General features: G+C 44.3%; 21 protein-coding genes. 12 read left to right on the top strand and 9 right to left on the bottom strand.

Translation table 11 applies throughout. The features are described 5' to 3' along the window. The first annotated feature begins 46 nt into the window (after window positions 1–46). From ACK8P8_RS11355 to ACK8P8_RS11340, 4 genes are all read left to right on the top strand, one after another. Window positions 47–364 (top strand): TusE/DsrC/DsvC family sulfur relay protein, encoded by a 318-nt coding sequence (locus tag ACK8P8_RS11355; RefSeq protein WP_369860472.1) that lies wholly within the window; start codon window positions 47–49, stop codon window positions 362–364. 11 nt (window positions 365–375) lie between these two features. Next, window positions 376–1,029 (top strand): hypothetical protein, encoded by a 654-nt coding sequence (locus ACK8P8_RS11350; RefSeq protein WP_369860470.1) that lies wholly within the window; start codon window positions 376–378, stop codon window positions 1,027–1,029. Continuing rightward, window positions 1,026–2,327: a (Fe-S)-binding protein gene (locus ACK8P8_RS11345; protein ID WP_369860469.1), complete on the top strand. Its 1,302-nt coding sequence runs from the start codon at window positions 1,026–1,028 to the stop codon at window positions 2,325–2,327. The genes ACK8P8_RS11350 and ACK8P8_RS11345 overlap by 4 nt, the downstream gene beginning before the upstream one ends. 168 nt (window positions 2,328–2,495) lie before the next feature. Continuing rightward, the gene (locus ACK8P8_RS11340; RefSeq protein ID WP_369860468.1) at window positions 2,496–3,659 is read left to right on the top strand and encodes an aminotransferase class V-fold PLP-dependent enzyme; all 1,164 of its coding nucleotides are present in this window, start codon (window positions 2,496–2,498) and stop codon (window positions 3,657–3,659) included. Window positions 3,660–3,734: 75 nt separating this feature from the next. On the opposite strand, the gene ACK8P8_RS11335 is transcribed toward ACK8P8_RS11340, so the two are convergent. The 8 genes from ACK8P8_RS11335 to ACK8P8_RS11300 form a co-directional block, all read right to left on the bottom strand. Beyond that, on the bottom strand, window positions 3,735–5,999 hold the full coding sequence (locus ACK8P8_RS11335; RefSeq protein WP_369860466.1) for a Gldg family protein: 2,265 nt from the start codon (window positions 5,997–5,999) through the stop codon (window positions 3,735–3,737). Between the two features lie 11 nt (window positions 6,000–6,010). Beyond that, window positions 6,011–6,937: an ABC transporter ATP-binding protein gene (locus ACK8P8_RS11330; RefSeq protein WP_099290040.1), complete on the bottom strand. Its 927-nt coding sequence runs from the start codon at window positions 6,935–6,937 to the stop codon at window positions 6,011–6,013. Window positions 6,938–7,042: 105 nt separating this feature from the next. Continuing rightward, on the bottom strand, window positions 7,043–7,729 hold the full coding sequence (locus ACK8P8_RS11325; protein WP_099289847.1) for a fibrobacter succinogenes major paralogous domain-containing protein: 687 nt from the start codon (window positions 7,727–7,729) through the stop codon (window positions 7,043–7,045). A gap of 12 nt (window positions 7,730–7,741) precedes the next feature. Then, window positions 7,742–8,686 carry a hypothetical protein gene (locus ACK8P8_RS11320; RefSeq protein ID WP_099289846.1) on the bottom strand — a complete coding sequence of 315 codons (945 nt, stop codon included), beginning with the start codon at window positions 8,684–8,686 and terminating at the stop codon, window positions 7,742–7,744. A 12-nt stretch (window positions 8,687–8,698) separates the two neighbouring features. After that, window positions 8,699–10,216 carry a RagB/SusD family nutrient uptake outer membrane protein gene (locus ACK8P8_RS11315; protein WP_099289845.1) on the bottom strand — a complete coding sequence of 506 codons (1,518 nt, stop codon included), beginning with the start codon at window positions 10,214–10,216 and terminating at the stop codon, window positions 8,699–8,701. Between the two features lie 12 nt (window positions 10,217–10,228). Continuing rightward, a complete protein-coding gene (locus ACK8P8_RS11310; protein ID WP_369860465.1) occupies window positions 10,229–13,804 on the bottom strand; it encodes a SusC/RagA family TonB-linked outer membrane protein in 3,576 nt (1,191 codons plus the stop codon). 71 nt (window positions 13,805–13,875) lie between these two features. Next, on the bottom strand, window positions 13,876–15,069 hold the full coding sequence (locus ACK8P8_RS11305) for a FecR domain-containing protein (RefSeq protein ID WP_369860464.1): 1,194 nt from the start codon (window positions 15,067–15,069) through the stop codon (window positions 13,876–13,878). A gap of 56 nt (window positions 15,070–15,125) precedes the next feature. Further along, a complete protein-coding gene (locus tag ACK8P8_RS11300) occupies window positions 15,126–15,701 on the bottom strand; it encodes a sigma-70 family RNA polymerase sigma factor (RefSeq protein WP_369860463.1) in 576 nt (191 codons plus the stop codon). A 127-nt stretch (window positions 15,702–15,828) separates the two neighbouring features. On the opposite strand from ACK8P8_RS11300, the gene ACK8P8_RS11295 reads away from it, so the two are divergent. Both ACK8P8_RS11295 and kbl read left to right on the top strand, forming a co-directional pair. Beyond that, window positions 15,829–16,401: a TlpA family protein disulfide reductase gene (locus tag ACK8P8_RS11295; protein ID WP_369860462.1), complete on the top strand. Its 573-nt coding sequence runs from the start codon at window positions 15,829–15,831 to the stop codon at window positions 16,399–16,401. 111 nt (window positions 16,402–16,512) lie between these two features. Beyond that, a complete protein-coding gene (gene kbl, locus ACK8P8_RS11290; protein WP_369860461.1) occupies window positions 16,513–17,703 on the top strand; it encodes a glycine C-acetyltransferase in 1,191 nt (396 codons plus the stop codon). A 141-nt stretch (window positions 17,704–17,844) separates the two neighbouring features. Here the strand turns inward: kbl and ACK8P8_RS11285 are convergent, their stop codons facing one another. Next, window positions 17,845–18,531, bottom strand: a complete 687-nt coding sequence (locus tag ACK8P8_RS11285) for an iron-sulfur binding domain-containing protein (protein ID WP_369860460.1) — start codon at window positions 18,529–18,531, stop codon at window positions 17,845–17,847. A gap of 170 nt (window positions 18,532–18,701) precedes the next feature. Between ACK8P8_RS11285 and ACK8P8_RS11280 the strand changes: the two genes are divergently transcribed. The 6 genes from ACK8P8_RS11280 to kdd (ACK8P8_RS11255) all read left to right on the top strand — a co-directional run bounded on the left by ACK8P8_RS11280 (window position 18,702) and on the right by kdd (ACK8P8_RS11255) (window position 23,961). Then, the gene (locus ACK8P8_RS11280; RefSeq protein WP_099289830.1) at window positions 18,702–19,238 is read left to right on the top strand and encodes a flavodoxin family protein; all 537 of its coding nucleotides are present in this window, start codon (window positions 18,702–18,704) and stop codon (window positions 19,236–19,238) included. Between the two features lie 517 nt (window positions 19,239–19,755). Continuing rightward, window positions 19,756–20,400, top strand: coding sequence for a CoA transferase subunit A (locus ACK8P8_RS11275; RefSeq protein ID WP_186977518.1), 645 nt, complete (start codon window positions 19,756–19,758; stop codon window positions 20,398–20,400). 121 nt (window positions 20,401–20,521) lie between these two features. After that, window positions 20,522–20,908 (top strand): 3-aminobutyryl-CoA ammonia lyase, encoded by a 387-nt coding sequence (gene kal, locus ACK8P8_RS11270; RefSeq protein ID WP_099289828.1) that lies wholly within the window; start codon window positions 20,522–20,524, stop codon window positions 20,906–20,908. Window positions 20,909–20,918: 10 nt separating this feature from the next. Further along, window positions 20,919–21,746: a 3-keto-5-aminohexanoate cleavage enzyme gene (gene kce / locus ACK8P8_RS11265; RefSeq protein ID WP_186977520.1), complete on the top strand. Its 828-nt coding sequence runs from the start codon at window positions 20,919–20,921 to the stop codon at window positions 21,744–21,746. Between the two features lie 31 nt (window positions 21,747–21,777). Next, complete coding sequence (gene kdd / locus ACK8P8_RS11260; RefSeq protein ID WP_099289826.1) at window positions 21,778–22,821, top strand: L-erythro-3,5-diaminohexanoate dehydrogenase; 1,044 nt, start codon at window positions 21,778–21,780, stop codon at window positions 22,819–22,821. Window positions 22,822–22,923: 102 nt separating this feature from the next. Then, window positions 22,924–23,961, top strand: a complete 1,038-nt coding sequence (gene kdd, locus ACK8P8_RS11255; RefSeq protein WP_099289825.1) for an L-erythro-3,5-diaminohexanoate dehydrogenase — start codon at window positions 22,924–22,926, stop codon at window positions 23,959–23,961. The last annotated feature ends 48 nt before the right edge of the window (window positions 23,962–24,009 follow it).

Below are 24,009 nucleotides of genomic sequence, written 5' to 3'. Positions count from 1 at the left end.
CAAATATTTATTATATTGCAGGACAATCTAAAACCAAATAAACATTATGGCAACACTAGAAATTAAAGGAAAGATGTTTGAAGTGGATGGTGACGGTTTCCTCACCGATCCTGCAATCTGGAACGAAGAGGTAGCACAATTATTTGCCGAAGCGGACGGAATCAACGAGTTGACGGATAAACATTGGGCTATCATCAAGATTATCCGCAACAATTTCGAGGAGAAGGGGAACGCACCGATGGTCCGGACAATCTGCAAAGAAACCGGATTGAAACTGAAAGAAATTTATGAACTATTCCCGTTAGGACCAGCCCGCGGCGCGTGCCGGGTAGCAGGTCTGCCGAAACCGGACGGGTGCGTTTAAAACACACGACTATGTCTTGGTATATTTGGACCTCGTTGGCTGCACTTCTCTTTTGCGTGGTGCTGTTAGGGGGATATTTCCTACGGCTTTTGAAAAAAGGGTCGCCGAAAGACCTTTCCCAAAAATCCGGGAATATCGCTCAAGCAGTCTGTTACTCTTGTATCGGAGCCATGTCACCCGTGCAAAAAGAATCAGCTTATTTACACCTGCCCACCTATTCGGCAGGTATTATTTTTCATATAGGAAACTTCTTGGCATTGCTCGTGTACGTGGTTATCGCCGCGTCGGCAATCTTCAGCCTCGTGATTCCTGTTGAAAGCGTAACGAACTCGGTCATCATCGTGCCGGCAGCCGCGATTCTCGTTGCCGGTATCTGCGGACTATCCTTATTCATTAAACGTATCGTGAAAAAAGAACTCCGGGAACTATCCTGCGCGGACGATTACATTTCCAATTTTCTCTGCACGGTCATGCTCTTCGTTTCGGCGTATTCCCTGTGGATGTTCCAATTCGGGGCGGTATACTTCGTCACGATGGCACTCCTTTTTATATGGATGCCGATCGGCAAGATCAAACACGTGCTTTATTTCTTCTTCGCGAGATACCATTTGGGCTTTTTCTACGGCTGGCGTGGAACATGGCCTCCTAAAAAAGCTACCGTATGATGAACAATATCACGAACGAACAAAAAGCCAAAGCCCTTGCCGTCCTCGACAAGACGAATGACAGCAAGCTGGAAACCCACTTGAACTCATGCGTGCGTTGCGGGCTGTGCGCAGATAGTTGCATGTACTATCTCACCATGAAAGAAAGCAAGTTCATCCCGGCGAGAAAAGTAGACCTCGTCAGCTCCATTTACAGGCGCTACCGGACATGGCAGGGAGCCGCGTTCCCAAAATTGTTCCGCGCCCGGGAATTGAACCGGGAGATGTGCGACGAGATGATCGATTCCCTTTTCGGGGCTTGCACCATGTGCGGGCGCTGCGTGAAACATTGCTCTATCGGGGTAGATATTCCCTTCGTGGTGAAGAAAGGAAGGGAAATGCTCGCCGAGATGGGCATGGTGCCGAAAACCCTGCAATCCACGGTTGACGCGGCAGTTAACACGGGCAACAACATGGCTATCCCCACGGAAGAATTCGTGGACACGATTCAATGGATGGAAGAAGAATTGCAGGACGAAATGGAAGACCCGAAAGCAGGCTTGTTCCTCGACCGGACGGACAAAAACGTGTTTTACACCGTGAACCCGCGCGAACCGAAGTTCTTCCCGCTCTCCATCGCCGCCATGGGCAAAGTGTTCTACGCCGCCGGCGAGGACTGGACGCTCTCGTCCAAGTACTACGACGTGACGAATTACGGCTACTTCAACGGCAACAACGCCGAGGCAACCCAAATCGCCCGTAACCTCTACGACGAGATACACAAACTCAATTGCAAACGCCTCGTGCTGGGAGAATGCGGTCACGGTTCCCGTGCCATGCGCTGGGAAGGCCCGAACTACCTCAAAACGAAGTACGATTTCGACACGATTACCGTGGTTGAATTGATCGGGGAATATATCCGTGGCGGACGCATCAAACTGGACAAGACGCTCAACGATAAAGTGGTCACCATACACGACCCCTGCAATCTCGTGCGCAACGGCGGATTACTCGATGAAATCCGTTTCGTCGTGAATGCGGCGGCAGCCCACGTGGTGGAAATGACGCCCTACGGCACCGACAACTTCTGTTGCGGCGGCGGCGGCGGGGCTCTTGCCATGAGCGAGTACAACGAACGACGCCTCAAAATCGGTAAAGTCAAAGCCGACCAAATTACCGCCACCGGGGCACAAATCGTGGTCACCCCTTGTCACAACTGCGTGGACCAATTAACGCAAATCAATCACACGTACAATCTGGGCATTACCATAAAGACCGTGGCGGAATTGGTCGCGGACGCCCTGATAATTGAAAATTGAAAATTAAAAATAAAGAAACTCCTCCGGCACTCCGTGCCACCTCCTCTATAAACAGAGGAGGAGTTGGTGACTAATTCGAAGGTCGTGAGTAATTCAAATTTTGAACAAAAAAATGGTCGGCTTGTGCGGTTGGAATCTAAAATTTAAAATCTAAAATTAATACAAGTTATGAGCAAATTAATCTACTTAGACAATTCAGCAACCAGCTTCCCGAAGCCGGATGTCGTTTATGATTTCATGAACGATTTCTATCGCAAACATGGTGTTAATCCCGGACGCTCCGGATTCGATGCTGCCGTTGAAACGGAAGAAGTGGTGAACAGCACCCGCAAGATGCTGACGAAGCTCTTCAACGGGGGAACAGACCACAACCGTCTGACGTTCAGCTATAACGCCACGGATTCATTAAACCTCATCATCAACGGTCTGGTAGAGAAAGGTATTCACGTGGTTTCCACCATGCTGGAACACAACTCGGTATTGCGCCCCCTCAATATGCACCATCAAAACGGTACGATTGACGTGACTTACGTTCCCTTTGACGAGAACGGTTACGTGCATCCCGATGACATCAAAAAAGCAATTCAACCGAACACCAAATTCGTGGTGGTTACCCATTGCTCCAACGTACTGGGAACAATTCAACCTTTGGCAGAGATCGGAAAGGTATGTAAAGAAAAAGGGGTGATCTTCGTGGTAGACGGCAGTCAGGGTGCCGGAGCCGTGGACTTGGATATGCAAGCCTGCGGCATAGATGTGTATTGCTTCACCGGGCATAAATGCCTCATGGGACCGACGGGAATCGGCGGTTCATACGTGCGTGAAGGCATCGAGATCAAACATACCCGTGCCGGTGGTACCGGGGTGCGTTCCGCTTATCCCGTGCATCTGGATGAGTATCCGTATCGTTTGGAATACGGTACATTGAACTTGTTAGGTGTTGCCGGATTGAATGCCGGGGTAAAATGGATTCAGGAGCAGGGTATCATGAATATACACCACCGGGAAATCCAATTATGGAATAAACTGCGTAAAGCGTTACAAGACATAGAAGGTGTCACCACCTATTGCGCCAACAGCCCCGAAAACAAGAACCCGGTACTTAGCTTCAACATCAACGGATTCGATTCCGCTGACGTGGGTACCATGCTTGACGTGGACTACAATATTGCAGTGCGCACCGGATTGCAGTGCGCACCGAAAGTACACGAGGTGATTGGCACATTCGATCTCCACGGCACTGTCCGCATGAGCATCGGCGCCTTCACCACGGAAGAAGACGTGAACACGGCGATCGAGGCAGTAAAGGAAATTGCCGCTATCAGAAACTAATATTATACAAGAGAGCGATTGAAAAGAAGTTTTCAATCGCTCTCTTTATACCTAGCAATTAAATAACCGCTTGTGTTACTTTCCTCTTCTCATAAGCCACAATCCCAAGGCGATCAATAATAATATTCCGGGATAAATCCCCAAGAAGAAAATACTGATCCATTTTGAATTCTTTCGGGTAATATTTATATATTCATCTGGCGGGACGGGACGAACAATCTGAACCGGAGAATACCCATCCGACAACCAATAAACGGATGCCCCCATAACGTCAAGATTCAGAACTCCTTCCTCCGCTTTAAAATCAAGCCCCGTGTTACTAAAGTAGTCTGCATTCCCGAACAACATGATCTTTTGCACTCGATCGTCCACTTTCCGGGAAACTCCAAGACCTGTCACGTATGCTTTCTCGACTTCACCTGCCACGGGATTCAACCGCACAGTATCATCAGCAAAATTCGTTGTTTCCACTTCATTCCAAACACCTTTACCGGCTGTTGTAAAAAGAGGAGTTACATCATATCCTTTATTCGCGGGATAATTAAACCCACAACAACGAGCACCAGCCATCAAAGTTTCTTCCCGTAACAAATCGCCAAAGATTCCACCCATTTTATCCGCACTATTCGGGATACTTATAGAATAAACAATATCAGCGGTCGTCCGGCTATTCGGTCTCACCAAAGACCCCGGGACAACATCTACCCCGAATTGCTCGATGAACTCTTTAAAACTCTGAGAACTTTGCGGATTCAATGCCATAAACAAATTACCACCCCGATCAATATACTCCTGTAAATTTCCTTTCTCAAGATCTGTCAATTGCCCTCGAGGATCCGCAATAATCAACAAATTGACATCCGAGGGAACCTTCTGTTCCAAAGTCAATTCTACCACATCAAATCCGTTATTTATAAAAGATTGACGAAATGATCTCTCCCTCATAATCAAACGATAATCCCGATCCGCAGATTTTAACATATTCCGTTCTCCATGTCCTGTCAAATAACCGACTGGATGAGGAGTTTCCACAAAACGCCTGAACATCGTAAAATAGTCTTCTTCCTTCGGAAATTTTGTCGCGTCATTATACACGGGCAAAATCTCTTTCTGCCCATTCTCCCGTTCAAAAATACGTACAATACTTATCCCTTCCGCCACGGAATCTATTGGAATATCCACCTTGTCGGAACGTAATACCTTATTTATATTCTCATCCAACAAATCTACCATATAATACAAATCTCTCGTCTCCGTGTCTTTTGGGTAATAGTAGACATATTTTGTATCAGTTTCCGGCTTGAAACGAATATAAGGCATCAATTCACCAGCAATATCTTCCTTCACGGATCTGGACGCCACGTATCCAAAATCATTCTCCATGATATTCCCGTAAGTGGTAATCGTCATGCCTCCTTTCAACTTTGAAATCAACTCCTGTGTTTTAGGAACGAGTGACATCGCTTTAGTCTGCGTTGCATCATAAAAAAACATCAATTTCGGGCGGGAAGTCAAGTATCCCAAAAACATAACCCCCGCAAACAACATAAAAAACTTGCTCCATGTAACTGTCCATCTACTCTTTTGCCGGGCTGCTTGAAGCTGTATAATCGTCAAACACAGAAACAAAGCAATCAAGATCAAGAAATAAAGTAGATCTTCACTACAAATTAACCCATGGATAAATTGATTTGCCCTGCCGGATATAGATAACCAATACGTCAGCTCCCGCACGAACTCAATGTTTTGCCACACTTCCCGCATATAACTCAACACGGCTAACAAAGACAATGTACATAAAGCCGCCACCAATTGATACGAGGTAATACTCGACATAAACAAACCGATGGCGGAATACACGCATATTAATAAATAAATTCCCAGCAACCCGGAAAAACAAAGCCCCCAATCAAAATGCGGGATCGTAATCCCGGCAAACACGACAAATACCGAAAGGATTGCAATCAACACCAACGCGTAAACCATCATGGACAGATATTTACCCAATATAATCTGGGTATTCGTGATGGGTGAATTGTACAACAATTTAATAGACCCACTACTATACTCCCTACTCATCAATCCCATCGTCAACAACGGGATGTAGAGATAAAGAGAAAATAATATCTGCATAAAAAGTCCTTTCTTATCGGCAAACGTCATAGCGGTCAGATTGTACGTTCCATGATCTACCATGGAGTGAAACTTTATCGTTCCTTCAAATAAAACAGAAAAAATCATGCTTGCCTGAAAAGTAAAAATAATGATAATCATCCAGGCTATCGGGGAATAAAACAAGACCTGCAATTCTGTCTTGGCTATTTTATATATCGTTCTCATACACCACTCTTTTATTTATTATTTTTAGACAATTCCGCGAAAACAGTATCCATTGAAGTTTTTTCCACGTATATTTCTCTCAATTCCCAATTTTGAACCACACTCATTTCCACAATTTGATGAATAGCTTCATTCCCTTCCTCAAATCGAACACGGTATTTATTTTTATCTTCAACTTCCACTTTCCGGATTTGCGGTAAGGCTTCCAAATCTTCCGGTTTCACTTCATTGGCAAACGTTACACACAAGGTATCCGATGCCACGTAATTATTAAACTCTTCCACCGTACCGGAAAAAACCACGTGACCATGCTCGATCATCCGGATATAATCGCAAGCGGCTTGCACTTCCGACAATATATGAGTTGAAAGAAGTACAGTACGCTCCCGGGCAATCTCCTTAATCAAATGCCTGACTTCCACGATCTGGTTCGGGTCCAACCCATTTGTCGGCTCGTCCAACACCACCAATTCCGGTTTATGGATAATCGCTTGAGCAATCCCCACGCGCTGCTGGTATCCCCCGGACAAATTCCGCAGCAAGCGTTTTTGGAAATGTTCGATACCGCATTGAGCCATGACTTCCGAAACAGCTCCAGGGATCATCTTGGAAGGAATTTGTCGTAAATTAGCACAATACGTCAAATATTCTTTAACGGTTAATTCCACCTGTAAAGGAGGTTTCTGGGGCAAAAAACCGTTATGCCTTCTCGCCTCAACCGGATGCTTGCGCAAATTAATACCCCTGATAAACACCTCACCTTGAGTCGGCTTTAGCACACCACACATGATATTCATCGTGGTTGATTTCCCCGCTCCGTTAGAACCGAGCAAACCGTAAACACCGCTTTTATTAATTTCAAAATTTATATCTTTAATCGCCCATTGAACCGAATAACGATGAGATAAATTTTTCACTAAAACAATAGGTTCTTCCATACAATACATCTTTACATTTTTTATTCCCGAATATGTTTTTAATCACAAATAGAAACCCTGGGAGAGTTAAAAAACTCTCCCAATCGGATCCCTCATTACACTTTACTATTTAGAAACGTCTCTCACGCAACGTACACTCAATAATTTTTCAGGCAATGTACTGAAACGTCCGATCTGGGACGTATTGTAACATATTTGCCTGTATATTATTGCTTTCTGTTTTCCCGTATCTTCTGAGGATGACCAGAAAAAACCATAAAAACCGAGAAAATCAGGAGTATAACTTCCAAACGACTTATCCTCATAGTTTACAAACCCGCCGGGACGCAACCATAACATCTCTTTCTGTTGCAACATTTCACCTTGTCGGTCGCCTCTCCACCCGAACACGGACAATTCACTTTCGGACATTCCCATCAGCTTCTCCAACTTTTGCCAATCCTCATCAGTAGGTATCCGCCATCCTTCCGGCACGGCTTCTTGAGCAGCCTCATAATCATATAAATACCCGTATTTTATACAATTCTGGGCTTCTTGGTCCTTCCTCTCCTCCGGGGTAATCTGAATTTCAGAGTAAATTTGGCTCTCACCGTTTTCCACCTCCACCCGCATATTTTCGGTCATCCATTCCAGATCACCATAACGTACCCAATGATACACACTACCATCTCGTTGATCCGTAAAATTACCCTCCTCACTTGGTAAGACCCGGGGCAAAACGCTCTCGTTATCATCACACGCACCAACTGCCAGAAGAAACAATGCAATAACTATTATATATCTATTTCTCATAATTACTTCCTATTAAAACATTTCCAAATGAATTCCCAAATCCGTCACCACCTTCTTTAATAAATTATACTTCTCGATAACAATCGGATAAGCTGCATTTTCTTCCAAAAATACATCTTCGTCCCCGAACATTACCTCCATAAAACTAAGAACATCTTCTTTTTCTGATGGAAATTGAACACGATAATCCCAATAGTCCTCATCATATTCCAGCGAACCGGTAATAAAGCCCAACTCTCGCAAATCGTTAATATAAAGATCAGGAAATAACTCATACATATAGCCCGATTTATCGTAATAATCTTTTCCCGGGGCATAAAAATCAAGCAATACAGAAGGACGAGCTGTCAACATATTACTAACCATCGCAATCATGATCTCTTTCAGAAAACCAACCTGTTCCTCGTCGTCCATACCCAAGATATCCCCCATTGAAATCGCCATACATCGGGTTCCGGAATAAAAATTTATAGGATAACCTTCTCCATAAAAACCTTCACTTGCTTCCATCCCTTCCTCTAAATAAAACGGGTATTGTAAAATCGTATTCACTAGCAAAAACGAATAAGGAGCCAATGATTTATCCATCAAAGCCAACAAACGTTCTTTTACAAAACTCACGCCAGCCCTCTTTATTTCCATATTCTCCAAATAATGGAACGTGAACTTATCCATGGAGGAAGAGAGAATGCCATATCCCAACTCAACCGTTTCAAAAGAATATCGCGGAAAACCGTCTTCGTCCCTCCCCAGAAATTCTTTCCGCAGAGTATCGTTAAATAGTAAATAGCTACCCGTTTCTTTCTGAAATTCCCGTCGCAACACGGACTCCTCATCCATAGCCGTACCCGGGACTTCAAAATAGTTCTCGATACCTTCACCGGATACTAAATTACCTTCTTTCTGGCAAGCGACACCTAACAGTCCCAATATTATAAAACCCAATATTCGATACATAACTCTCTGTCTTTAATTATAATTTATAGTTTCAGCTACACCTCTATCATTTCGAGGATTATCATTCATCAATTCATCAAATTCCAAAACCTCTCTCGGGATAGGCAGAACATAAGCCGGATCACCGGGTTTCAACTTGTACACGAACGTTTGCTGGGGAATATTCTTATACACGTCATAATCATATAGGAATGTCGTGTATGTATTACGCAAGACCTTTTCCAACGGGTACTGCTCGCACACGCTATAACGCCTCAAATCATACCACCGGTGTCCCTCGAAACACAGTTCGCGATAACGTTCATTCCGAATATCCTCCATCAACGCTTTACCAGAAGAAGTGACTTCATAATCTTCATGAATGCGACACTTTCTAAGAGCGTTCAGCGTTTCGCGAGCCCCGCCTTCATCATTCAAGTAAGCACACGCTTCCGCCAGATTCAAGTAAGCCTCCGCCGTCCTGTACACGCATACATCAGATATATTTCCCCCGTATCCCTCGTATTTATTACAAGGATAATAAGGAGGATAATCCTTCGACAAAAATATATTAAAACGCAAATCATTTTCGTTCTCTTGTAACGCATCTATCAAATCTTGTGAAGTACTCATTCCTTTCTGCTGCATAGTAGTATTCAGTCCTAACCAATTATTGCCGGTTGAAAAAATTATCTCCGCACAATCGTCATCCAAAAACTTCCCTTTTGCCGGGAATGTATTGAGATCAACCAAACTATTATTATTCTCCAATACTTTTTCAGCATAAAACTTCGCCTTCTCCCAATCGCGCATATAAAGGTAAACCCGACTTTTCAACAAGTACGCCGCCGTAATGTCCGCACGGAAAATAGACTTATGCACCGCTTTCTCCAAACTTTTCTCCGCTTCATCCAGATCCTTAATCACCTGATCGAACACCTCTTGAACACTATTACGGGTAAATTTCTTATCTTCCACGTATTCCGTCGTTTTTAAAGGTACTGCCGGATCAGTTGATGCCGTTGATGCTGTATATGGCTTCCCGTAAAGATTCACCAACCAAAAATAATAAACACCTCGTAAAAAATAAGCCTCGCCCCGTATGCGGGCTATATCGGCTTCCTCTTCTTCGTTAGACGCTTTCTGGTCTGCGATTCCCGCGATAATCATGTTGGCAACGTTGATACGTTCATAAAAACATTGCCAATCTAAACTCTGGTTCACTTTCTCCAAATTATCAATTCCAAGGTCAACTCGTTTTTGCCACGTGTAGTAGCCGAAATATTTATCTCTCCCGTGTGTATTCAAGTCCGAACCGAAACCATTCGCATCCTCTATATTCTCTCGTATTTCGTCTGCCATCAAATGCACGTAAGGCGTCACCCCCTCCAGACTCGTAAAATCAGGTGCCAGATAAGCACCACCAATCAACAATTCGTCCAGATCCGTGTATGAATGCACATACGCCAAATCCTGTGAGTAATCTTTCAAAAAGCCGGAACAAGATACCGTCAACAATAGTATTATTCCAATCGTAAATATCCGTATCATAACTCATCAAATTTAAAATGCAACATTCAATCCCAACGAAAACGCCGGTCTGTCCGATAATTGGATTTCAGCGAATCCACTCTGTGTCGGAGCTTGACCTTTCAGTTTTGAAGAACAGATTGTGAACACGTTCGAGGTCGAAGCAGTAACAGACAAACTGGTCAACCCGATTCGATTCAACCATTTCTCGGGTACATCATATGTGAGGCTCAAGTCCTGACACTGAAGATAATTTCCACTTACCACCCGTTGACTACCATAGTTGTACATGGTCCACGCGTTCTCTCCCACCATAATATTCTCCCCCACGATCACATTAGCACCATACCGTTTACTCGCCCCCGTCGTTGCATTAACCATACAAGGAATATTCGTGTAACGCTCGTCCCCCGGGTTTCTCCACCTCTTGGTTAAATCCTTGTTTACATTTTCCAACGCACTAAACTCGATCCCGTTATCGTATAATTTGAACAAACGCACCTTAGACCCCAAACTATAATTGAAAGATATATTCAAACGAAGACTCTTGTAACGGAAACTATTATTAAGCCCGCCTTGTATTTTCGGGTCACGCTGACCGGAAGGAGTCAAAATGGTCGTGAACACGTCATACTTACTTTTACCAATTAACTCCTCTTTTCTCTCCTGCATCGTATCGAACATCGGACCTCCGTCCACGGGATTCAAACCTAAAAATTTATATGAATAGAATGTACCGACAGCGTGACCTTTCGTCAATGCATTCCCGGACAGGAAATCATCCAGTTCATACTCTTCCGCACCGGGCACGGTATTCATTTCATTAAATACCTGAGAAAAAGAAGTTGACAACGTCCACCTGAAATTATCCGTAGAAACCGGAGATAACGAAACATCTACGCTGTAACCGCTATTCCGAATCTCCCCGGAATTAATCACGTAAGACTTCCGCCCGTTGACAGAAGACACCGTCCTGTTCATGAAAGCATCTTTCGTTAATTTATAATAGTAAGACGTGTTCACTTGCAACGCGTTATTAAACAAGCCGAAATCCAATCCCACGTTAAATGAACTCGTTTTTTCCCATTTCAAACTCGGATTCGGGTATACTTCCACCTTAGACATCAACTCGTTGTAGTGAGCGTTTAGCGGAAGTTTTTTCAATATCATCACCGGAGATTGTCCGTCCAACATATTTCCTTGAAAACCATAAGACAACCGTAATGCCAAATTACTAACCCATCGGGGATCCATATTCATGTGCTCCGAAATATTATACGAACCGGACACAGACCAGATCGGCAATAACTTCTCGTTACTCCTGTCCCCGAATTTATTAGACCCGTCGATACGGGTGTTAGCATTCAACGTGAACAAATTATTGTACGTGTAAGACACGGATATATAAGCCGCGATCAAATTAGACAAATTATCCGAAATCGAGGGATAGTTGTTTCCCAGCCAACTCTTGTAAGCGGGATAATCATCAATATTCACATCGGCGGCAAACTGCTTGCCCCGTTCCTCGTAATACCCCCGTTCTACACGATTGTAGCCATGGGCACGCGTGGAAGAAGCCTCAAATCCCAGATTAGTCACGATATTATGCTGGAAATTCTCACCGAAACTCTTGTTCATATCCAACTGCAAACGTGCCGTGTACGAGTTATTACGGTCATAAATCTTTGTCAATTCACCCCCGTACGGGCATAGGGAATGCGTGTATTCACCTTTAGGAGGCTCTACCCCATACTCGGAACCGCGCATATTTGCAACATAATTTGTTTTGTCCGACCAATAGCCTTCCTGCTCTGTATTTGACGTGGAATAAGACAAAATAGCTTGAGCGTTCAGCCAGTCCGTGACACGATAATTCAAATTCGCGTTGCAAGTAAAACCGGAAGCCTCCTGATTAGAATGACTATTCTCCAATTCATTCAAAATATTGAAGTTATAGTCTGTCGAACTAGGCTTATAATAATAGCGACCTTTTTCGTCATACGCCGGAATGCATCGGCTTGTCGTGTAAGCATAATCTATCACGTTAATTCCCGATTGATTATATTTTCTGGAACTGACATTTCCCAACAAACTTAAAGCCAGCGTAAAGCAATCCGAAAAATGAGCATCGAAATTTAAACTAGCCGTATAACGCTCGTTATTAGCACCTTTAATAACATCATTATCAATAGCGTACCCGATTGAAGCATAGTAACGTAATTGTTCACTTCCGCCGGATAAACTAATCGTATGTTGATGAGAGAAAACATCCTCCGTCAATATCTTGAACCAATCCGTGTTCATCCTCTCCAAGTCTTTCACTTTTCGCGTGAACTCATCCCCGGAAACAACTCCCTGGTACATTTGGGTAATCAATCCCTCGTACCCCACCTGAGGCATATCCGAGGGGTAAACATGATGATTCGCAACCAAATCCTTGGAAAAATCGACTCTTTGCTTGGAATTCATGACATTAACTTTGCGATCCGTGTAACGGGGACGCAATTTGAAAGTACCTGTCGCATTGTACCGTACCAAGATATTCCCCACGTGCCCTTTCTTCGTGGTAATCACGATCACCCCGTTCGCAGCCTTCGTCCCATACAAGGCTGTCGCGGAAGCATCTTTCAACACGTCGATACGGTCAATATCCTGGGGATTAAGCCCGGCAATCGCGTTACCGATGCGGTTCACGTAATCCGGGTCATTCAGTTCCTCCGGAGAAATAGGTACCGGATCGTTCAGCACGATACCATCCACCACCCAAAGGGGCTCCCGGTTCCCGATCAACGTGGAAGTCCCCCTGATCCGGATTCGAGGTACTACTCCCACCTCCCCGGAATTAGTTGTCATCATCATATCCGGAATACGCCCCTTCAGCATCTGGTCAATAGACATCGCACCTTGAACCATGATATCTTTTGCTTTTACAGAACTCACCGCACTCGTCAATTTTTTCCGGTCAATCACCTGATACCCGGTTACCACCACCTCATTCATCTCGGTAACATTCTCTTCCAACACAACCTCGATATTCTTTTGTCCGGAATAAACGATTTCTTTCGTTTTCATCCCTATAAAAGAAAACCGCAACACAATCTTTTGCCCTTCGTTAAATTCCAATTCAAATTTTCCATCCTCGTCGGTCACCGTTCCGAGACTCGTCCCCATAATTAACACGGTAACCCCCGGAATGGAGTAACCTTGTTCATCTTTCACCACTCCGGTAACGACAACAGACTTCACTTTGGGAGCCATTTTCTTGATAATGATTAAATTATTTTCCTGCAAATAACTCAACCCGGAGTTCAACAAACAAGAATCCAAAATTTCTTTCACCATCTTGTTCTCTGCCCGAACGGTCAAATGGACAACGTTCTCCACGTCTTCCATCTTAAAAACAAAAGAATAATTCGAGAGTCGCTCGATCTCGGATAACACCTTCACGAGAGATTCATTTTCCAAACGCAAAGAAACACGCTGCGTTTGCCCATACGTCGACAAGAAACCGACCACCATCAAAATAAGCAGGGATATCCCCCTGAGTTTAGATAACATCCATTCCGTTTTTCGCTGCCCGCAAAAAACATTAATCCTGTTTTTTTTCATACTTTTGTTCGATTTTAGTTAAACATCTTTTGATGTTTTCAGGAGGGAGCCCTAATCCCTCCTGTTTTGATTTATTTTAAAATTGTATCATCATACACGAATATCTTTCGCCCGTAAAAAATAAATTTAACCCCGTTGGTCTTCTGTAATTTTTCCAATACCATCTTGATATCATCATACCGATCCATATTCAAATAGAAACGCGTATCCCGCAAACGGTCATTTTTATACTCCACCTCAAAGTCATACCATCTCGCGAGTTCCTTGAAAATTTCCTTCAACGGCTTATTCTTCATGATAACCCGTCCGTTCTTCCAACCGATCGCCTCCCCCACGTCCACCCGCTCCGTCTTCAAAAGCCCGTTACTTTTCATATAAACAGCTTGCTCCGAAGGGCTCAATACAATTTCTTCACCACTGGCAACATACTTCTGCCTGATCCTGCCGGTTGCTAAAGTCGTTATCACGTACTCGTCCTCGGGATAAGCTTTCACGTCAAAACTTGTCCCCAAAACCGTGATATCCATATCCACCGTTTTCACGATGAAAGGAACTTCTGCATCATGCTCAACCTCAAAATAAGCCTCACCCGTCAAAGTCACTTCTCGTTTTTCCCCATCGAAAAACTCCGGGTAACACAACTTCGACCCGGCATTCATCCAAACCCGGGTCCCGTCACTCAAGGTCAAACGAAATTCACTTCCCCGGGGGACTTCCAAAGTATGTACCTGTACCTCGTGCGCCTCGTGCGAATGTATCCTCTCGTAACGCATCATACAACTATCATCCATGAAAACATGGCTACAAGAATCTGTAAATATCGCCTTCTTTATGGTAGCGTTTAATATCACCTTCTTCTCCGTACCGATAGATAAAATCGCCTGCTGCCTGTCCTGCCGCTGTACCAATTCTGAAAATATCTTTTTCTGGACGAACAAGTCGCCCGCCCTCTCCTGCCAATACAGGACAACTGATGAAAATAACAACACGACAACTGCTGCAGCCGCTACACACACACGCCACAATTTTCGAGTACGATGCAATTTTCGAAAAACTTTATTTCTCGCAACTCCGGTATTGATCGTGTTCCACTCCCCGGCAACTTGCAACGCGTATAATTCACGCATCCTTTTCTTAAAAAGAACCTCGTGCTTCTTACTTTCCTTTACCCAAGCCAAGAGTTCCCCGGTTTCCCGTTCGTCCAAATTCCCCGAGAAAAAAACCGCCACTAATGCTTCTATATCTACATCCGAATTATTCATCATTTTCCGATTTTGTATAGACAGACCAGCAAAATCGAAAATGGGTGAATGATTTTCACTCAATTTTTCCCGTTAAGCACATATTTTATAAACAGACATAATATACTCGAGTCGGAGAATGTATTTCTCAACACCTTCAACCCACTAGAAAGCAACGTTTTCACCGTATTGACAGACGTACCATTCTCTTCCGCTACCTCTTTATATTTTCTTCCTTTAATCAAAATTTCCTGCACCACAATACGCGTCTTCGCCGGCAAATCCTCTATCGCCTTGTAAATAGCAACAATCAGTTCCGGATCTATCGTCTTACTCTCCTCCTCGACAGCATCACACCTCAACACTTCCAGTTCCGAGTACACCTCCCTTTTAGCATTCAAACTATTCACGCAAATATTCTTTACCGCCCGGAACAAATAAGTACCCAAGGCATCGGGAACAATATTCTCGTACACGCGTTCTTTCATAAAACGATAAAAAACCTCCTGAACCAAATCCTCGGCAAACACCCGGTCTGTAATCAAAGAATCGGCAAATAAAACCAATGGCTTATAATACCGGTCGAACAACAAATCTCCTCCGGTATTACAATTTTTTTGCAATGCTTGTATAATAACACTGTCTTTTATCACCATCTCGCCGATATTTCAGATAGACAAAAATACTGCTCTTCATTTTATTTGCAACAAAAAGAGAAAAATTATTCACCCATTTTTGATTTTTCATGTCTGTCTTCATATAAATCACATGAATTATTATACTATGAAAAAAATGTTATTATTACTTTGCATGACTGCCTGCATATGCATTTCCGGACAGGCGCAAGAATCCAACCACGGGAAAGATACCGGTGCAGACAAAGAACTCATCAACCAAAAAATGCCGCCGATTGTCATCAAAGAATGGATATCCGAAATCCCGGACACCACGGGTAAGTTCATTCTCATCGATTTCTGGGGCACCTGGTGCTACTGGTGCGTGCAAGAAATTCCCCACCTGAACGAAATTGCAAAAGAATTTAAAGACGACCTCGTGGTCATCGGCGTCGCCAATCAAACAGCAAAAGACGTGAAGAAAATGAAAAAGCCCGTCATAGAATATTATAGCGCAGCAGACTCGACCAGCACCACGATAAACGAATGCTGGATTGATTCCTTTCCCCATTGCAAATTACTCGCACCCGACAAAACCGTCATTTGGGAAGGGATCCCTAAATTACCCGGATTTGAATTAACCAAAGACACCATTCGCTTACTTATTGACAAATACAAGAAACTATCATCTCCAGCAAAGGAGAACAAAACTATCCGTAAACACGAACAAACGAGAAAATAACACTTTCGAATTTTTTCCCCGAATAAAGTACGATATATTCATTTTCGAATACGTTGTAAGTAAAAAATGATTACTTTTGGCACCATTAAAACAAACATTAAAATTAGCGATATGTACGGAAAATTTCAAGACTTTTTAAAGACTGAATTACAGTCGATAAAAGACGCCGGCTTATACAAAAGCGAAAGAATTATCGTGACCCCGCAAGATGCGGAGATTAAACTTGCCACGGGAGAAACAGTGTTAAACTTTTGTGCGAACAACTATTTAGGACTTTCTTCCAACCCGACGGTCATCGAGGGTGCCAAGAAAGCATTGGACAGCCGCGGTTACGGTATGTCTTCTGTACGTTTTATTTGCGGAACTCAAGATATACACAAGGAACTGGAAGCTAAAATTTCTCAATTCTTCGGCACGGAAGACACGATTCTCTACGCCGCTTGCTTCGATGCTAACGGCGGTGTATTCGAACCGTTGTTCGGACAGGAAGATGCCATTATCTCCGACGAATTGAACCACGCTTCTATCATCGATGGAGTTCGTCTTTGCAAAGCCGTACGTTACAGATACAAACATGCCAACATGGCTGACCTAGAGGAACAATTGAAGATTTCTCAAGCTCAACGCTACCGCATCATCGTTACCGACGGTGTGTTCTCCATGGACGGGGATATCGCCAAGATGAACGAAATCTGCGACTTGGCTGAAAAATACAATGCGCTCGTAATGGTTGACGACAGCCACGCTGCCGGATTCATCGGTAAGACTGGACGCGGTTCAGCCGAACACCACAATTGCATGAACCGGGTAGATATCTTCACCGGAACCCTCGGTAAAGCTCTCGGTGGTGCTATGGGCGGATACACGACCGGTAAGAAAGAAATCATCGACATGTTGCGCCAACGTTCAAGACCTTACCTGTTCTCCAACTCCTTGTCCCCGGCAATTTGCGGTGCATCTATCGCCGTATTCGACATGCTGACAAAGAGCACCGAATTGAGAGACCGCGTGATGGACAACGCCAACTACTTCCGCGTTAAATTGACGGAAGCCGGATTCGACTTGAAACCGTCCGAATCAGCCATCTGTGCCTTGATGCTTTACGATGCAGTGCTTTCACAACAATTCGCTGCCGAACTGCAAAAAGAAAACATCTACGTTACCGGATTCTACTACCCGGTTGTACCGAAGGGACAAGCCCGCATCCGTATCCAATTGTCTGCCGCACACACCCGCGAGCAACTGGATCGTGCCTTGACTGCCTTTATCAAGATCGGTAAGAAACTCGGGGTCATCAAGTAAACGAGATAATCCTGTATTATATTATGAAAGGGCGTGCACGAGCACGCTCTTTCTTTTAAATTTCCATCACACCTTTTTGTTAACAATCAAAAGGCAAATCAACATTTCTCAATACCCTATTCGTACAATACGAGAATCAAATTATTCTTTCTCTTCGACAGATGGCATAGCAGAAGATGATTGTTGGGCGTAATACTTGCAATACTTGTTCAACACGCACTCCCCGCACAACGGGTTTCTTTTCCGGCATACCATAGCGGCATAATCCAGTATCGCCCAGTTCAACTCCTTGCAGCGCCGCACCTCGATTATGTCATTCGCCAACTCCTGCACTTCTTTATCAAAACGCACATCGATAAAATCACCCGGTTCAAAATAACGCTTCAATAAACGGGACATATTCACGTCCAACAACGGTTTACGATTTCTCAATATAAACAACTCGAAAGCGTTCGTCACGTATAAACCCACGAAACCGGAATCCCTCAACTCGTTCGCGTCCCCCGGAAGTTGCCCTCCCCTGCGACGCAAATCTTCCGTCAGCTTATAAAGCCTCCGCGCTCGATGCCGGTATAATCCCAACGGCCTCATCACCTCTTCCAATTCCTCCAGCGTTGCGCCGCAAAGAGCTTCCCAATCCGGATATTTCGAGAAAAAAGTATCATAATATCTCGCCACGGTCTCCGCCTTCGTCCTTTGCAACAGAATCTCGGATACGATCTGCTGATACTTCGTCGCACGAGCTTCCCTCCACGGGAACACCCGCTGATTCTCATCAAACCACCGTAACAGACGGTGTTGTAAATATTGAACCATTACTTCTCGCATATCGTTTCATTAACTCTTAATCAATCATGCAAATCTAAGAAATCGTTTCAAGATGTCATCACTCATCCCCTTATTATTAACAGGAATCAGTAATTAGGGTATATATACCCGTAATATATATAACAACCGACACCCTATTTTTCCATATCTTTGTAAAAAACAAAAACGACATGAACAAGAAAGTACTTATTTTATCCGGAAGCCCACGGAAAGGCGGAAACTCCGACTTATTATGCGACCAATTCATGCAAGGCGCACAAGAGGCCGGACACCAAGTAGAAAAGATATTTCTAAAAGACCGGACGATTCATTATTGCACGGGCTGCGGCATCTGTAACGCGGGAAAGCCTTGCCCGCAAAAGGATGACATGTCCGAAATTCTGGAAAAGATGATCGCCGCGGATGTCATCGTAATGGCCACTCCCGTCTATTTCTACACGATGGATGCCCAGATGAAAACCCTGATAGACCGGACATGTTCCCGTTACACCGAAATCAGTAACAAGGAATTCTACTTTATCGTGACAGCTGCCGACACGAGCATCCCCGCCATGGAACGCACCGTCGAAGGCTTCCGGGGCTTTACCGATTGCCTGGAAGAGGCAAAAGAAAAAGGAGTAATCTATGGCGTGGGAGCTTGGCAAATCGGCGAAATCAAACAAACGAAAGCCATGGAACAAGCCTTGACGATGGGCAAGCGATGCTGATATTCCTACCAACAATCAAGGGATATACAGGAGAAGAAATACCTTTTCGCGCAATATAAAATACATTTCCATTAGGGTTTCGTGGGAAATACTTCTATGATACTCCCACGAAACCCCTATCAACCTCCTATCAGCATAAAATATTCATGCCTGTTATTTGGAAATTCGCTACCTGCTACTGTATCTTCGCACTAGAATATATCCTATCGACATGCCAAATACCCGTAAGTTATCCTACTATTATCCTGCTTTCTTCCGTATTACTCCCTTTTTGCTCGAATAAAATAATACGCAAAAAAAAATTGGAAACACGTTACAAATTGTGTAAATTTATAGCCGTGAAGTGTGAGAGAACGGGTAAAGGATGTTTTCGACTACGTAAAATGATTCTCAATAAAGAATTTTTTCCGTTTTTGTGTTGAAAATATTTCATTTATTCCCGAAAACGATATAAATTTGACAAATCAATGCGAATGTGTTAAATATTTAACTGAAACAATATAAAAAATGCTTCCTTATGAGTAAATTTATTTCTATCGAAGAGGCTGTATCAAAAGTAAAGGATGGTATGACCATTATGGTTGGCGGATTCCTTGCAAACGGAACCCCTAACAAGCTCGTTGACGCCTTGGCAAAGTCCGGCATGAAGAACCTTACGTTAATCTGCAACGACACGGCATTCCCGGACAGAGGGGTAGGTCAGTTGATCGCTAACAAGCAAGTAAAAAAACTTTTCGTGTCACATATCGGGACAAACCCTTGCACGAGCGAGCAAATGAATAGCGGCGAACTGGAAATCGAATTTTGCCCGCAAGGTTCTTTGGCTGAACGCGTGCGTGCAGGCGGTTGCGGATTGGGTGGTATCCTGACTCAAACCGGAATGGGAACCATCGTTGCCGAGGGAAAACAAGTGATCAACGTGGACGGCAAAGATTATTTGCTCGAGAAACCGTTGAGAGCGGACATCGCCCTCGTGGGCGCAAGCCTCGGGGATAAAGCCGGAAATCTGGTCTACCGGGGAACGTCGCAAAACTTCAATCCGCTGATGGCTGCCGCCGCCGATTTGGTGATTGCCGAGGTGAATGAACTCGTGGAAGTAGGAGAAATCGCTGCCGAAAACGTGAAAACGCCGTCTATCATGGTAGACTATATAATCAAGTGATTTACGATTTTGGATTTATGATTTACGATTAAAGAAAAACAAGTCGTAAATCATAAATTAACCGGATCGTAAATTAATAGAATCATAAATCGTGGAATCTTAAATCATAAATTATAAAACGATGGAAAAAACAATGATACGTTTAAGAATGAGCGCTAAAGATGCTCATTATGGTGGAAATTTAGTAGACGGTGCACACATGGTTCACTTGTTCGGTGACGTTGCCACGGAATTGTTAATCATGCATGACGGGGACGAAGGCCTGTTTGTTGCTTACGACAACATCGAATTCCTTGCGCCGGTTTACGCCGGGGATTACATCGAGGCTACCGGAGAAATCGTGAAAGTAGGAAACACTTCTCGCAAGATGGTTTTCGAGGCAAAGAAAGTGGTTGTAGCCCGTCCGGACATCTCGGCTTCCGCCGCCGACGTGCTGGAAGAACCGATCGTGGTGTGCCGTGCCAGTGGGACTTGCGTTGTCAAAAAAGAAGACCAGAGAAAAAATTAAATGACTATTTATGGAGAAATTAATTATCACAGCAGCCATTTGCGGGGCTGAAGTAACCAAAGAACAAAATCCCGCCGTTCCATACACGGTAGAAGAGATCGTGAGAGAAGCCAAATCAGCAGTGGACGCGGGAGCAGCCATTGTTCACATTCACGTTCGTGAAGACGACGGTACTCCTACCCAAAGCAAAGCACGCTTCAAAGAGTGCATCGACGCTATCTACAAGGTATGCCCCGATGTGATCCTTATCCCCTCCACGGGAGGCGCCGTAGGTATGACCGCTGAAGAACGTCTTCAACCGACTGAACTTTTCCCCGAAATGGCTACCCTCGATTGCGGTACTTGCAATTTCGGTGACGATGTTTTCGAGAACACCATGCCCATGATGCGGGATTTTGGCAAGAGAATGATAGAAAACAATATCAAACCGGAATACGAATGTTTTGAAATGGGACATCTCGACACGATACTAACCATGGCCAGAAAAGGTCAGGTTCCCGGGGCTCCCATGCAATTCAATTTCGTTCTCGGCGTTCCCGGATGTACCCCTGCCACTGTACCGAATCTCTGCTGGTTAGTAAACGCTATTCCGGCAGGCTCTACTTGGACGGCAACCGGAATCGGACGTCACGCTTTCCCTCTTGCTGCCGCGGCTATTGCCATGGGCGGTAACGTGAGAGTAGGTTTTGAAGATAACCTGTATCTCGAAAGAGGAGTCCTCGCTAAATCCAATGGCGAATTGGTAGAAAAAGTGGTTCGCATAGCCAAAGAATTAGGCCGCGGAATCGCTACTCCAGCCGAAGCAAGAGAAATTTTAGGATTAAAACCTTTAAAGTAATTCATTTTCAAACTTATAAATTTTAAATACTATGCAAAAGAAAGGAAACAAATACGGAACTCACCGTGTGATTGAACCGAAAGGTGTGTTACCCCAACCCGCTAACAAGATTGACAACAACATGGACGAGATCTATGACAACGAGATCTTGATTGATGTACAAACCTTGAATATCGACTCAGCCAGCTTCACCCAGATCGAGCAACAAGCAGGCGGCGACAAAGCCAAGATTGCCGAAATCATGTTGGACATCGTGGCAAAACAAGGTAAACACCGCAACCCGGTAACCGGATCAGGCGGTATGTTGTTGGGTACGGTTGAAAAAATAGGTGATGCATTGAAAGGTAAAATCGACTTGAAGGAAGGCGACAAAATCGCAACCTTGGTTTCTCTTTCTTTAACTCCGCTACGCATCGACAAGATTAAAGATATCCGTCCGGACATTGACCAAGTTGACATCGACGGGAAAGCAATCCTTTTCGAGAGCGGTATCTACGCCAAGATTCCGGCAGACCTTCCCGAGAATTTGGCATTGTCAGCATTGGACGTTGCCGGAGCTCCCGCCCAAACTGCCAAATTGGTTAAACCGGGTGATACCGTTTTAATCATCGGCGCGGGTGGTAAATCAGGTATGTTGTGCTGTTACGAGGCTAAAAAACGTGCAGGAGTTACCGGTAAAGTAATCGGATTGTGCCACAGCCAGAAGAGTACCGAACGTTTACAGAAACTCGGTTTCTGCGACTATGTATTCTCCGCAGACGCGACTCAACCCGTTCCCGTGATGGAAAAAATCGAGGAATTGACGAATGGCGAGATGTGCGACGTAACCATCAACAACGTGAACATCACCGACACGGAAATGACCTCTATTCTTTGCACGAAAAACACGGGTGTCGTTTACTTCTTCTCTATGGCGACCAGCTTCACGAAAGCAGCTCTCGGTGCTGAAGGAGTGGGAAGCGACGTAACCATGATCGTGGGTAACGGCTACACGAAAGGTCATGCCGAGATCACTCTTCAAGAACTGAGAGAATCAGAAGCTTTAAGAAAGATCTTTACGGAACTTTACGCTTAATTAATTTACGATTTATGATTTACGATTTATGATTGCTTTCACGGTAATTATCAATCGTAAATCATAATCTGAAATCTAAAATCATAAATCTAAAATTATTCGATGGACAAGGGTTGTAGATACGGTACACACAGGGTAATTATCCCGGAAGGAACACTTCCTCAACCGGCACAAAAGCTGGATAACACGATGAGCATTTATGACAACGAGTTGTTGATAGACGTGCAAACACTGAATATAGACTCTGCCAGTTACACGCAGATCAAAGGTGCTTGCGGAAAGGATGCGTCAAAAATGAAAGAAATGATTCTTTCCATCGTGGAAGAACGGGGCAAGATGCAAAACCCGGTGACCGGTTCGGGGGGAATGTTAATCGGTACGGTAAACGAAATAGGTCCGGCATTCCCGGATAAATCATTAAGAGTGGGCGACAAAATCGCCACGTTGGTTTCTCTTTCCCTTACCCCATTGAAAATTAATAAAATCAAGAATCTTGACCCGGCATCGGATCAGGTCGACGTGGAAGCGCAAGCCATTCTTTTCGAAAGCGGCTTGTACGCCGTACTGCCTGACGATATACCGGAAAAACTGGCATTAGCCGTGTTGGACGTGGCAGGAGCCCCGGCTCAAGTGGCTCGTCTGGTAAAAGAAGGTGATACGGTATGTATCATCGGGGGAGGCGGCAAGTCGGGAGTACTTTGCTGCTATCAGGCAATGAAAAACGTGGGACCTTACGGAAAGGTCATCGTGGTGGAATACTCGGAAGAGAACGCCCGAAGAATAAAAGAAATGAATCTCGCCACTCACGTGATTGTAGCCGATGCGACAAAAGTGATGGACGTGTATAAGAAAGTGACCGCCATAGCGGGCGAAAGAGGTTGCGAGGTGACAATCAACAACGTGAACGTGCCCTCGACAGAAATGACCTCTATTCTAGTCACCAAAGGACAAGGATGTGTTTACTTCTTCTCTATGGCGACCAGCTTCACGAAAGCGGCGTTGGGAGCCGAGGGAGTAGGAAAAGATATAAATTTAATCGTAGGAAACGGATACGCGAAAGGACATGCGGAACTAACCCTGAATATTATCCGAGAGTCCGCAGAAATTCGCGAGTTATTTGAAAAACTGTATGTAAAATAAATAAAGTGCCAGCCTTGTGCGGCTGGAATCTAAAATCTAAAATTTAAA

This window comes from Butyricimonas muris (genome assembly GCF_046365375.1).
GTDB lineage: Bacteria > Bacteroidota > Bacteroidia > Bacteroidales > Marinifilaceae > Butyricimonas > Butyricimonas muris.
Note: the sequence above shows the minus strand (reverse complement) of the source record. Positions and strands in the feature narration are given on the sequence as shown.